Origin of the sequence: Pelagibacterium xiamenense (assembly GCF_021166475.1) — a bacterium.
In the GTDB taxonomy this organism is placed as follows: Bacteria; Pseudomonadota; Alphaproteobacteria; order Rhizobiales; family Devosiaceae; genus Pelagibacterium; species Pelagibacterium xiamenense.
This window is the reverse complement of the sequence record NZ_JAJOYS010000001.1, coordinates 1,585,820-1,598,050: the sequence shown is the minus strand read 5'-3', so window position 1 is coordinate 1,598,050 and position 12,231 is coordinate 1,585,820. Positions and strand designations below refer to the sequence as shown.

Annotated in this window: 9 protein-coding genes; 2 read left to right on the top strand and 7 right to left on the bottom strand. The window is 64.3% G+C overall.

Annotation, left to right across the window (positions count from 1 at the left end; translation table 11 throughout):
- Position 1: 1 nt before the first annotated feature.
- Positions 2-958: an ABC transporter permease family protein gene (locus LSG43_RS07780; protein ID WP_231802690.1), complete on the bottom strand. Its 957-nt coding sequence runs from the start codon at positions 956-958 to the stop codon at positions 2-4.
- A gap of 1 nt (position 959) precedes the next feature.
- Positions 960-2,297 carry an extracellular solute-binding protein gene (locus LSG43_RS07775; protein ID WP_231802688.1) on the bottom strand — a complete coding sequence of 446 codons (1,338 nt, stop codon included), beginning with the start codon at positions 2,295-2,297 and terminating at the stop codon, positions 960-962.
- A 249-nt stretch (positions 2,298-2,546) separates the two neighbouring features.
- Here LSG43_RS07775 and LSG43_RS07770 point away from each other — a divergent pair, with 249 nt between their 5' ends.
- On the top strand, positions 2,547-3,623 hold the full coding sequence (locus LSG43_RS07770) for a LacI family DNA-binding transcriptional regulator (protein WP_231802686.1): 1,077 nt from the start codon (positions 2,547-2,549) through the stop codon (positions 3,621-3,623).
- 27 nt (positions 3,624-3,650) lie between these two features.
- Entirely contained in the window at positions 3,651-5,597 is a 1,947-nt protein-coding gene (locus tag LSG43_RS07765) for a DUF5054 domain-containing protein (RefSeq protein WP_231802684.1), read from the top strand.
- 5 nt (positions 5,598-5,602) lie between these two features.
- Here LSG43_RS07765 and LSG43_RS07760 read toward each other — a convergent pair whose 3' ends face one another.
- The 5 genes from LSG43_RS07760 to LSG43_RS07740 form a co-directional block, all read right to left on the bottom strand.
- Positions 5,603-6,880, bottom strand: a complete 1,278-nt coding sequence (locus LSG43_RS07760) for an HAD family hydrolase (RefSeq protein WP_231802682.1) — start codon at positions 6,878-6,880, stop codon at positions 5,603-5,605.
- A gap of 183 nt (positions 6,881-7,063) precedes the next feature.
- Positions 7,064-8,104: a LacI family DNA-binding transcriptional regulator gene (locus LSG43_RS07755; protein ID WP_231802680.1), complete on the bottom strand. Its 1,041-nt coding sequence runs from the start codon at positions 8,102-8,104 to the stop codon at positions 7,064-7,066.
- 134 nt (positions 8,105-8,238) lie between these two features.
- Entirely contained in the window at positions 8,239-9,996 is a 1,758-nt protein-coding gene (locus tag LSG43_RS07750; RefSeq protein ID WP_231802678.1) for an ABC transporter permease, read from the bottom strand.
- An 8-nt stretch (positions 9,997-10,004) separates the two neighbouring features.
- On the bottom strand, positions 10,005-10,985 hold the full coding sequence (locus LSG43_RS07745) for an ABC transporter substrate-binding protein (protein ID WP_231802676.1): 981 nt from the start codon (positions 10,983-10,985) through the stop codon (positions 10,005-10,007).
- Positions 10,986-11,096: 111 nt separating this feature from the next.
- The gene (locus LSG43_RS07740) at positions 11,097-12,146 is read right to left on the bottom strand and encodes an ABC transporter ATP-binding protein (RefSeq protein WP_231802674.1); all 1,050 of its coding nucleotides are present in this window, start codon (positions 12,144-12,146) and stop codon (positions 11,097-11,099) included.
- Between the last annotated feature and the right edge of the window lie 85 nt (positions 12,147-12,231).

Sequence of the window (12,231 nt, the reverse complement as noted above, 5' to 3'; positions counted from 1 at the left end):
GCTACGCCTCCTTCTTAGGCCGGAAGCCGGGCAGGAACTGGGCTATGGTTCCCAGCAGGATCGAAAATACAAGGAGGATCACCCCCGCCGCGCTCGCTATTCCGAGATCGAAGCGCAGGATGCCGCGCTCATAGGTGAAGATCGCCAAGGTCCGCACGGTTTCGGCGGTTCGGCCGTTGAGCATCAGGAAGGCGGAATCGAAGGTGTGCGACGCACCGAGCAGCGTAATGAGGAACACCACTCGGATCGCCGGCGTGATGTGCGGGATCACCACGTCGCGGATGCGTTGAAGCCCGTTGGCGCCGTCTATTGCGGCGGCTTCGATCAACTCGGTGTTGATCGTCATAAGGGCCGCGTAATAGATGAGCGCGTGGAAGCCCAGATCCTTCCAGGTCGTGAGCCCGATCACCAGCGGTTGTCCCCACGCCGGATGCGAGAAGAACGGGATCGGGTTGTCGATGAGCCCGAGCCCCTGCAGGATCGAATTGACGAGGCCGATGGGCGACATCACGTTCATCCAGATACCGATGATGATCACCCAGCCGAGCAGATGCGGCGCGTAGATCACCGATTGCAGCCCCTGCCGCATTGGCCGGGGGGTGATTTCGGCGAGCGCTATGGCGGGGATGATCGGCAGGAACGTCCCGGCAATGGTGATGCCGGCGGTGATCGAAACTGTATTGATGAAGGCCTGGATCACCGTGCGGTCGGAAAAGGCCTTCTGGTAGTTTTCAAGTCCGATAAAGCCCTGTGAGCCCATCAGGCCGAACTTCTGAAACGAGATCAGAAAGCCCTGCATCATGGGCCAGACCAGAAAGACGGCGAGCCACAGAAGGGCCGGCGCGACCATCACGTAGTACGGCCAGAGGCGGCGCGCGCCGGCAATAAACCGGCGTGCACCGCCCTTGGAAACGACCTCCGCGCCGAGGCGCGGAGGCTGATGTTCGGTCGCCGTCATGTCAGTCGATCAGTCCAGCCGAGCGCAGCTCTTCCTGCATGGCGGCCACGGCTTCCGCGCCGGTGATTTCACCGCTCATGGCCTGATAGGCGTAGTTCTGAACGATCGGCTGGGCATCGGTCCAGTCAGCCGGCAGATACTCTACCGTGGCATGTTCCATGATGACCTCCTCGGCCTCGGCAACGCCGGGCAGAACGCCGCAAGGGTTCTCCCAGGTCGTTGAAGCGACGCGGGGGGCCCCGTGATCGCAGCTATGGGCCTGTCCGATCTCGGTGAGGACGTATTCGTCGCCCTCCATGGTGTAGTCGTGACCCTCAACGCCAAGCGTGCCCATCACGTAACCGGGTTCGGAGTGCCAGAACTCGAGGAATTTGACCGCGTTCTCGACGTTTTCGGCATTGGCCGGAATGAACCAGAGCGAGGCGTTGCCGCGGCGCAGGATGATATCTCCATCGGGGCCCGGAACGCCCGCCACGCCGCGTGCTTCGAATTCGGTGTCGGGGTTTTCGGTTGCCATGATGTTGTTGAAGAGCCCCACCCAGGCGTCCCAATAGGTGACGGCAGCGGCGCGATCGCTCATGAACAGGTTGCGGAACTCGCCCGAACCGTTGGTTGCGAAATTGGGATCGAGAAGGCCGTCACGATAGAGTTCGCCGAACCAGTCATAGACGGGGGCCGCGGCTTCGGTGGCGTAGGGAATGGTGCGGTTACCGCTTTCGTCGACGACGTAGCCGGCCTTGACGCCGGCAGCGGACATGAAGCCCTGAATATCGTAGAGTCCGGCGGTCGAAAGCCCGTAGGCACCGTCCTTGTTCTCGTGGGCCCATTCGAAGAAGGCACGCCAGTCTTCGAGGCTGTCGGGATCTTCCATACCCGACTCCTCGAGCCAGTCCTGGCGGATCGTCGGCATGGTGCCGCCTTCGAACTTATTGGGCACGCCATAGATGGCGCCGTCGACGTCGAAGAGATCCCATTCACCCGCCGGAATCACCGAGGTATCGGAGAGGACGGGCGAATTTTCGATGATGTCGCTCACTTCGATAATGGCGCCCTGCTCGACCAGCGTGGGGATCATGGAACTATCGCCATAAATGAGGTCGAAGCGCTCGCCGGACGCGAGCGACGTGAACATCACCTGATTGTAGTCGGCTTCAGGCTTGATCATTTCGATCTCAAGGCCGAGGTGCTCTTCCAGCTCGGCGACGAACAGCTCGTGTTCGGCGGCGTCCTTGCCGCCGGTTACGGCGGTCAGGATGCGCAGGTCCTGCGCGGCGGCGGCCGTTGTAAGAAGCGTTGTGCCGAGAAGGGCCAGGGTGGTGGCGGAAATAACGGATTTCATTGTGGGTGCTCTCCCTTGTGAACTCGCCTCCCGGTTCGCGCCGTTTGAAGGCGGCCGGGCATTGCATTGGCGCAAATTATTGGTGGCAGATGACAGTTAAATGACCACGCTATCATTATTAGCCATCGTGCGCTCTCGTGGCAAGGCACAAGGCTTGTCGCCATTTTGTCACAAAACTGGTATGTTGCGGATGTATCCGCTTTCGACGTAAAGTCTTACCTGTTGATCACGTGTTCATGAGAGTTCAGCTTGAATTCCAACCTCTTGGGCCGGACGCCGCCCTCTGAAACCGATCCGCGCGCCGAGGCGACCGCGCAGGACGTCGCGCGCGCGGCGGGGGTGTCGCGCATCATGGTATCGCGGGCATTCAACCCGAATGCCTCGGTCAAGGCCGACAAACGCGAACATATTCTCAAGGTCGCGCAGCGGCTCGGATATCACCCGGATATGGCCGCGCGCTCGATGGTCACCGGACGGTCCAATCTCGTCGCCGTTCTGGTTCCGTCGATCGCGCGGGCGTGGGAATCGCAGGAGGTCGACGCCCTGATCACGGCGCTCCAGCGCCAGGGCATGGCGACGCTGCTCTTTCACGTCGCGGCAGAAGATCTGGCCGAGGCGGCCTTTTTGCAGGTGCGGGCCTACAAACCCGCTGCCGTCATTGCGTTTCTCGATCTGATCGGCCCGGAAGATCTTGTCCCGATGTTCGGCAATTCGCCCGCGATCTACCCTCATTTCGGCGCCGAACCGCCAAAAACGCAGCCGGGACAGCTCGTTGACCGATTGCACGTCAACCAGCACGCAGGCATCCGCAGCGCCGTCAAGCTCCTCAAGGGAACCGGCAAACGGCGCGTCGCCTATGTCGCGGGCGCGGATACCGGACTTCCCAGCCGTACCGAAAACGCCAATTCCGACCACGACCGGTTTGCAGCCCTGCAGGCCGCTCTCGTCGAGCACGGAATGGAGCTCGAGGCGCGGATCGAGGGCGAGTTCGACTATGAGACGTCGCGGCAGCGCGTGCTGCACTACGTCCGCAATGGCGGGGCCGCAGATGCCTTTTTCGCGGCCAACGATATCTCGGCTTTCGGCGCGCTGGACGCTTTGCGTCACGATCTGGGGCTCGCGGTGCCCGAACAGTACGGGGTCGTCGGCTTCGACAATATCCGTGAAGCGTCGTGGCGCGCCTACGACCTCACAACCGTGGGCGTTTCGGTCGAAGCGCGGGTTGCGGCGCTGATGCGCCTGGTCAAGGCCCGGATGGCGGATCCGAGCGCTCCCGCGCGGGTCGAAACCGTTACCGCCAGCCTCATTGTGCGCTCGAGCGTCTAGGCAATATCGTTTTCCAGAGAGTCGTTTATGTCCCCTACCCTCCATCTCATCTTCAAGACCCATCTCGATCTGGGCTTCACGGGCTACGCGAGCGCTGTGCGCGCGCAGTACCACGATTACTTCATCCCCATGGCGCTCGATACGGGCGAGCATTTTCTCAGGGAAAACGCGGGCGCTCCGCAATTCATCTGGACGACCGGTTCGTGGCTCATCTGGGATCACCTCGAAACCCAGCCGCCCGAAAAGGTGAAGCGCCTGGAGCGCGCCATTGAAAACGGTATCATTCGATGGCACGGGCTACCCTTCACCACACACACTGAACTCATGTCCCCCGCTCTTCTTGCCGAAGGCCTTTCGATCTCAAGAGAGCTCGATGCCCGGTTCGGCGTCAAAACCCGGGCCGCCAAGATGACGGATGTGCCCGGGCATACACTGGGGATGATACCGCTGCTGGCGCAGGCGGGGATAGATTTCCTTCATATCGGCGTCAATTCGGCCTCGACGCCGCCGGCGGTGCCGCCGGTCTTCCGTTGGCGGGCGCCCAGCGGCGAAGAGATAACGGTCATGTATCAGAGCGAATACGGCACGACCTTCGTGCCCCAGGGCATGGACGACGGAATCGCGTTTGCCCACACCATGGACAATATGGGGCCGCAAAACGTGGGCCATGTCGTCGACAGTTTCTATCAGCTTGGCGAAGCCAATCCGGGCTTTGAGATCAAGGCCTCGACGCTTGACGCGTTTGCCGCTGCGCTCGCTCCGCACAAAGAAGGCTTTCCTGTCGTCACCGAGGAGATCGCCGATAGCTGGATCCACGGCGCCGGCTCGGCACCCAGGCGGATGAGCCGTTTTCTGGCGGCGCGGCGGGCGTTCGACGGCTTTGCGAAGGACGCGCCGACGCCAGAGCGGCGCGCGTTCGGGCGCAAGCTTCTGGAGGTCGCAGAGCATACGTGGGGCGTCGATATCAAGGTGTATCTGCGCGACGAGACGGCCTGGGACCGGACTGACTTCGAGGCGGCGCGGACGGCCGATCCACGCTTTGCGATTACAGAGGGCGCCTGGGCTGAGCAGGATGCCATCGTTGACGAAGCGCTGGCGTGTCTGGGCGATGAGGACCGAAGTGCAGTCGAGACGCCTCCTCAAATCGAACGAATTACGGGCGGCGGGCCGATCACTGCGCAGCACGATTACGCGATAGGCGGGTGGACGTTGCAGTTCGATCCGGACACCGGCGCGTTGCGGCGCGCTGCTCGTGACGGGAAAGCCGTGGCGACCGCCTTGGACGGTGGCCCGGGGCTCTTCGGTTTCACCTATGAGAGCTACGACGCCGGGGATATGGACGCCTATAAGGACAGCTACCTTACGGCGCGCTATCGCTGGGGCATTCAGGATCACGGCAAACCGGGTCTGGAGAATGCCGTAACGGCCGTTTCCCGGCGGTTTTCAGCCTCCCATGCGCGGATCGCCACGACAGACGGCGCCATTACGGTCATCGCCGATGGCGACCCGCACGCCGTCGACACGCTTGGTGCGCCCGCGACGATCCAGACGACCTACACGGTCGAGGGCGACGCGCTTTCGGTGAGTGTTGCGCTTTTGGACAAGCCCGCCAACAGGATGCCCGAGGCGGGGTTCATCACCTTTGCCGCCAAGGCCGATCCCGAGAGCTGGCGGTTGGGTAAGCTCGGGTTCGAGATCGATCCGCTCTCGGTCATCGCCAACGGCAATCGGCAGCTTCATGCCGTGGACCGGATTACGGCCCGGAGTTCCGGGGGCGGGTTCGCGCTCGAGACGCTCGACGCGCCGCTGTTTGTGCCCGGCGGTCAGCCCTTCCTCATATTCGCCCGCGACCTTCCGGACATGGCCAAGGGCGGCCGGTTTGCGGTCTTCAACAACAAATGGGGCACCAATTTCTCGATGTGGTGCGAGGGCGATTTCGTGTTCCGGTTCGTGCTCACGCCAACCGGCGGCTGAGCCGCCTATTCGGCGGCGCGCCGGGCGATGGCAATGTGCGGGTTTTGCGATACGCGCCCCATCGCGCACTCGATTTCGGCGAGGACCACGGGGAGCTGGCTCGGGTTCGTGATCGTGTAGTCGGGGTGCTCGGTCGGATCGACCGGCACCTTGTGGCGGCGCGGCGCCCAGTCGAGCCAGATCGAGGTCATACCCATGGCGTTGGCACCCTTGACGTCGCGCCCCAGATGGTTGCCGACCATCACCACTTGCTGAGCATCGTCCCGGGTCAGCCCCAGGGCTTCGAGTGCTGCCTCGAACATCTTTGCGGCGGGCTTTTCGACGCCCTGCGCTTCGGAAATGATCTCGGCTTCGAAGTGCCCGGATATGCCGTGTCCGCCCAGGACGTTGGCGAAGCTCTTGACCCGGCCGTCGGCAACAAGCGCGATACGGTAGCCTTCTTTTACAAGAGTTTCGATCATTTCTTTCGCACCGGGGATGAGGTTCGCCTCAATGACATGATCGTCCCCGTCGCGCACCTCGGTGGCCTCGTCGACCATCGTGTCGCCGCTGTCGAGCAGGACGGCCCTGATAAGCGGCTGATCGGCTTTCACCTGCGCGAGAACCTGCGGCACGCGGACCGCGATGTAGGCGTGGAGGTCGGGCCAGGAGACAAAGTCGCTGCCCGCGAGATCGAAGGCCTGCGTGAAATCGTAGGACGGAACGAAGGCGCGGCTCTGCAGGTGGCGGCGGACGGCGCGGTGATCTTCCGGCGCGATATCGAACACGTCCTCGAACATGTGATTTACGAGGACGCGGCCGGCGCTGGTCATGGACGTACAGGATGCGGTGAGCTGGGCCTCGCGCTCCCGGATGGGCTCGGGCGCGGCGTGGAAGGCGTGCTTGCCAGGCTCGGAATAGAGGGTCACCCTGCCCTCTTCGATAGGCAGCGACCCATCGGGGCGGCGCATGGGAAAGAGCCTGCCGTGGGCGCTGGCGTCGACGCCGACGAGGGCGTCGTTCTCGTCGAGCTTGAGCCAGACGTGTTCGAGTTCATAAAGGTGCTGGATGTCCCAGTCCCACCAGATGGCGTATTCGATGACCCTTGAGACGCCGGGCTCGAAGGCGATCTCGCGCGGTGCGGTGGGCGAAACGCCTGGAGAATCAAGGACCGTGATGCCGACCTTGCCGGGCAGAAAGGGCTCGTTCGCTGCAAAGCGGATGACCGGCGCGAGGCGACGTGCAAGGTCGATGTCGGCCTGCGTCGGGAGCGCCTTGACGGCGGCACGGGGGTCATAGGGCATGGATCGGTCTCATCGTCGTCGTGGCGGGTGATCTTAATAGGCCGCCGGGTTTGCCGTTCTGTTACAGATTTTTGAAAACGATTTCAATTTTCGTCCATTCATACGCCTTTCTCACCTCTATTTTCCACGCTTGGATTTTCCGCGAAGTCGACTTTTTTCATCGTAGCGCGCGACTCGGTTCCATTATCGCACAGGTGCGGGGCCCGACGATTGACGGGTGAGAATTGCGTTTTCGAGGACGACCTGCTGGGCCGGAGCGTTCGGGTCGCGCATGAGGCTCAGGAGCGTGCGGGCGGCGAGCGTGCCCATTTCGTGGATGGGCTGGCGGACGGTGGAGAGCGTCGGGAAGGTGATGCCGGATTCCATGATGCCGTCATAGCCGAGGATCGACAGGTCGCCCGGAACGCGGATGGCGCGCTGGTGCGCGGCCTGCATGGCGCCGATGGCGAGGATGTCGGTGGTACCGAAAATGGCGGTGACGTCCGGCCGGGCGTCAAGGATCGCGGCGGTTTCGCGCGCGCCGACATCAACACTGGCTTCCTCGAACGGTCCGGAAAAGACGAGTTCGACGCCGGAGGCAAGATCCCCCGCAGCCTGGAGCATGCCGCGCACGCGCTCGGAGCCGACATTGCCGGGGTTGACGCCCTCGGCCTGGGCCTGGCGGCCGGCAATGACGCCGATGGTCCGGTGACCCAGCCCGATGAGGTGGCGCAGGCCCTCGTAGCCGCCCGAAACATTGTCGCAGATGACGGCGCTGATCCCGGGTAACCTGGGCTTCATATCGGCGAAAACCACAGCAATTCCAGCCTCCTTGAGGCGCTTGACGTGGCGGGCGGTGCGGGTGGGCGCGCCTGTGGGGCGAATGACGACGCCCTCGGCGCGCAACTCGATCATCGATTCGACATAGGCTTCCTCACGGTCGGGGTCGCCATTGGTCGAGCACAGCAGCGCGCGGTAGCCGGCGTCGAACATCGCGGACTCGATGGCGTAGGCCAATGCGCTCGAAAACGGCGTGCGCTGCTGGCGCAGGAAAACCCCGGCAACCCGGGAACGCTGGGTGCGGAAGCTCGCGGCGAGCTTGTTTGGCGCATAGCCCAGCCTGGCGACCGCGGCCTGCACGCGGGTCCGGACTTCGGGGCGGACGTGGGGGTAGTCGTTGATCACGCGCGAGACCGTGGCGATCGAGACACCGGCGGTGCGGGCCACATCCTTGATCGTGATCACGACACTGACCCTCCTCGCGGTACGCTGTCATCGTAGCGGGCGACGCTGACGACAATGACACAATCGTGGCGCCCGAAAACGGGCCGAAAACGCGTTGCGAGCAGCCTAGCGCAAGCTTGAAACCGTTTTCAAGATTATTCGACGCCTGACCGGCGCGGGGATAAGTCGGGGACCGATGCCGCAATGTGCCAGGGGACGGCCGCGGGGGCATAGCGGCGGCCGAATATGTCACAGAGAAGGGCCAGGGCGAGCGTGACCGCGACGACGACGGTGGCGAGCGCCGCGGCGGCTGGGGAATTGCCCTCGTACTGCAGGAAAAAGACCATGACCCCGAGGGTTTCGTTTCCGGTGGACCAGAGGAGCGCCGAGAGGGTCAGTTCGTTGAAAGCGGTCATGAAGATGAGCATGGCGCCGGCGACCGCGGCCGGGGCAACCAGTGGCGTGCCGATGGCGGCAAGCCGGCGCATGGGTCGGGCGCCGGCAATGGCGGCGGCTTCGTCGAGGCCGGTTTCGAGCGTCGAGAAAGCGGCGCCGACGGGCCTTAGCGCAAGCAGCAGGAAGCGCGCGAGATAGGCGATGAGGAGAATCCAGATCGTACCGTAAAGCGAGAAGCCGAGGAACGGCAGGGGCGGCAGGAAGACGAGGATGATCCCGATGGCGAGGACGGTTCCGGGCACCGCATACGGAGCGTCCGCCGCGGCGTCGAGCAGGCGCGCGAGGGGGGCGCGGCAAACGGTGGAAAAATAGGCCAAGGGAATCGCAGCGAGCGCGGGGAGGATGGCGGCAGCGCTCGCAAGCGCGAAGCTGTTGGCGAAGGCACGGCGAATGGCGGCGCTTTCGAACAGCACGAAAGCGAAATTCTCCAATGAGATCGTTTCGAGGCTCAGCTTGACGCCGAGCGCTGGAACGAGGGCGCGCGACGCGAGGGCGACGAGCGGAAGGATCGACAGAAAGAGCGTCGCGAACCAGACCAGCGCGCTCGCGGCGACGCGGTAGCGGCCCAGCGAAAAGCTCCGTATGGGCGGGCCGACGCGAGCCTGCGCGGTGCGGCTTCGGGTTTCAAAGACGATGCGGACGAGGATGCCGAGCACGGCCAGGCCGATGAGGAGATAGGCGATGGCGGCAACTTCACCAAGGACCGAGGGGCCGAAACCGTTGAGGCGCTGGTAGATGAGGGTCGTCAGGACCGTAACGCGGCCCGGGATGCCCAAAAGCGCGGGAACGCCGAAATTGCCGATGGCCGAGACGTAGGCGAGCGCGGCGCCGGCAACGACCGACGGCGCGAGCAGCGGGAGAATAACGGAGCGGACGATACGCCAGGCGCCGGCCCCGCCAATGCGGGCGGCCTCGACGAGATCGTTGGACAGCCCGCTCGCGGCGGCGGTGACCGCGAGGAAGACCAGCGGGGCGTGCTCGAGCCCCATGACCCAGACGATGCCGCCCATCGAATAGAGCGGGTTGGTGGTGCCGGGTGGCGGCGCGAGACCGGCGAACTGGAGGATGACGCTCGAAGGGCCGAGGAGTTCGATCCAGGCCAGCGCGGAAATCTGCGGCGGGATCAGCATCGGGAGCATGGCGAGGAAGACGATCGCCTTGCGGCCCCACATGTCGGTGAGGCGCACGCAGAGCGCGAGGGCGACGCCGACGGCCACAGATACCGCCGTGCTCAACGTGGAAATGACGATGGTGTTGGTGAGGGCGCGACCGACCGAGCGGCCACCCCAGGTGTCGCGCGCGAGGCCGAGAAGTTGCCCCTCCTCGCCCGGCGCGAGGCCTTCGAGAAGAAGGCGCGCGAGGGGCAGGACAACGATGACGAGGACATAAAGAGAAAGGCCGGCGAGAACCAGGTTCTCGCCGGACAGGATGCGTTGGTATCTTGCGGCTGCGGCCATTGCGGCCGTTAGCCGCCGAAGAGGTCGGCGAAGGCGCGCTTGTTGTCTTCATCGGCTTCGAGCATCGCGGCGGGATCGGCGGCGAGGATCGAGAGCGAGGAGACCTGCGGGTAGCCCGCCGGGGGTTCGACGCCGTTATAGATGGGGAAATAGCCCTGGGCGACCGACTGTTCCTGAGCGGCCTCGGACAGCTGCCAATCGACGAAAGCCTGGGCGGCTTCGAGATTGTCGGTGCCTTCGATAATCGCGACCGGCTGGGTGATCGACGAGACGCCTTCGGCGGGGAACACGAATTCGACCGGAGAGCCGTCGGCCTTGGCGTTCAAGGCCATGTATTCGATGATGATGCCATAGGGCTTTTCACCGCGCGCGACCGCTTCGATCACGCTGCCATTGCCCTGACCGGCGATGGCACCGTTATCGGCGAGCATTTCGTAGTAGTCCCAGCCGAATTCGGGCTGCTGGACCATGGTACCGACGTGGATGACGGCGGCGCCAGAATAAAGCGGGCTCGGCATGATAAGGCCGGAGGCCACTTCGGGGGTGGTCAGGTCGCTCCAGGAGGCCGGGGCGTCTTCGACAAGGTCGGTGTTGTAGACGATGCCGGTGGTGATGAGCTTGGTGCCGAAGAAGGTCATGTCGGGGTCGACGACGCTTGCGGGCAGGTTTTCGACCGGGGCGTCCGCATAGGTGTGGAGCTGGCCCTGATTCTTGAGCTGCGTCATCGCGACGGCGTCGGCGATCAGCACGACGTCGGCCTGGACGTCGCCGGCGGCGATTTCCGACTGCAGGCGGGTCATGACTTCAGTCGTGCCCGAACGGAAGACCTCGACGGTGATGTCCGGATAGTCTTCGTTGAACGCCGCGACGACGGCTTCCATCTGCTCGGTCGGCTGGGACGTGTAGACGGTGATGGTGCCGTCCTGCGCGAAGACGGGCGCGGCGAGGCCAGCGAGGAGAAGCGTGGCAGGGAGGAAATGGCGATGCATGGCAATGGCCTTTCGGAGGTGTGTGTTACCGATGACGCGCGCAGTCGTATTGAGCGTCGGTAACAGTGCGGTGACAGTGCAGGGGTTGATTGGCGGGAGCCGCTCACGCCCCTAATCCGGCAGAACCCAGCCGCCTTTAATGCCGAAAGCGATGCGGTCGCCTTCGGTGTGGGGGACGGGGGAAACCGCTTCGAGGCGGGTGCCATTCAGGTGGTCGGGAGCGAGTTCGAGGGTGAAGGCGCCGCCGCGGTATTCGACCGAGGTTACGGTCGCACCGAAGGCGGGATCGGAGGCCGTCAGGTCGATATCGCCCGCGCGCAGGCACAAAGTGCGCTCGCCAGGACCCTCGGGGCCCGAGACGTCGATGGCCCGTTCGGACAGGAGCGCGCGCAGGCGCCCCTGCCCCAGCGTTTCGGTGACCCTGACCGGCAGCAGCGCCCCCTTGCCGACGAACCTAGCGACAGTGGCGCTGGCGGGGCGCGCGTAAACCTCCTGCGGGGTGCCAAGCTGCATCAGCCGTCCGTCGTGCATGACCGCGACGCGGTCGGCGAGCGCCATGGCTTCGTTCTGATCGTGGGTGACGAAAACGAAGGTCGTGCCGGATTCGCGGTGCAGACGCCGGAATTCCTTTTGCATGGTGCCGCGCAGATTGGCGTCGAGATTGGCCAGCGGCTCGTCCAGAAGGATGAGGCGCGGCCGCATGGCAAGGCAGCGGGCGAGCGCCGTGCGCTGACGCTGGCCACCGGAAAGGTGCTCGGGCTTGCGGGCCGCGAAATCGGCAAGGCCCACCGCGGCGAGCGCCTCGGTCACGCGGGTTTCGAGCGCCCTGCCCCGCATACCGGCCACGCGGAGCGCGAATGCGACGTTGCCGAAGACCGTCATGTGCGGCCAGAGCGCGTAGGACTGGAAAACCATGCCCAGGTTGCGGCGCTCGGGTGGAACGAAGACAGTGTCCGACGCGACGCAGTCGGCGCCAATGCGGATTTCGCCGCTTGTGGGGCGCTCAAGGCCGGCGATCATGCGCAGGAGCGTGGTCTTGCCGCAGCCGGAGGGGCCAAGAAGCGCGAGGAATTCGCCGTCGTCGATCGTAAGGTCGACACCGGACACCACGGCCTTGCGGTCGAAGCGCTTGGTGATGCGGTTGAGTGCGATGCCAGCCATTGCCCGCCCGTCGTTTTGCCCCGAGCGCTAGCGCGGGTTTGCGACGGTTTGACGACAGGGCCCGCGGTGCGCCGCAGCGCCGGTT

Coding starts and splice junctions, on each gene's coding strand:
- LSG43_RS07780 (WP_231802690.1), bottom strand. CDS start 958: ATGACGGCGACCGAACATCAGCCTCCGCGCCTCGGCGCGGAGGTCGTT.
- LSG43_RS07775 (WP_231802688.1), bottom strand. CDS start 2,297: ATGAAATCCGTTATTTCCGCCACCACCCTGGCCCTTCTCGGCACAACG.
- LSG43_RS07765 (WP_231802684.1), top strand. CDS start 3,651: ATGTCCCCTACCCTCCATCTCATCTTCAAGACCCATCTCGATCTGGGC.
- LSG43_RS07760 (WP_231802682.1), bottom strand. CDS start 6,880: ATGCCCTATGACCCCCGTGCCGCCGTCAAGGCGCTCCCGACGCAGGCC.
- LSG43_RS07750 (WP_231802678.1), bottom strand. CDS start 9,996: ATGGCCGCAGCCGCAAGATACCAACGCATCCTGTCCGGCGAGAACCTG.
- LSG43_RS07745 (WP_231802676.1), bottom strand. CDS start 10,985: ATGCATCGCCATTTCCTCCCTGCCACGCTTCTCCTCGCTGGCCTCGCC.
- LSG43_RS07740 (WP_231802674.1), bottom strand. CDS start 12,146: ATGGCTGGCATCGCACTCAACCGCATCACCAAGCGCTTCGACCGCAAG.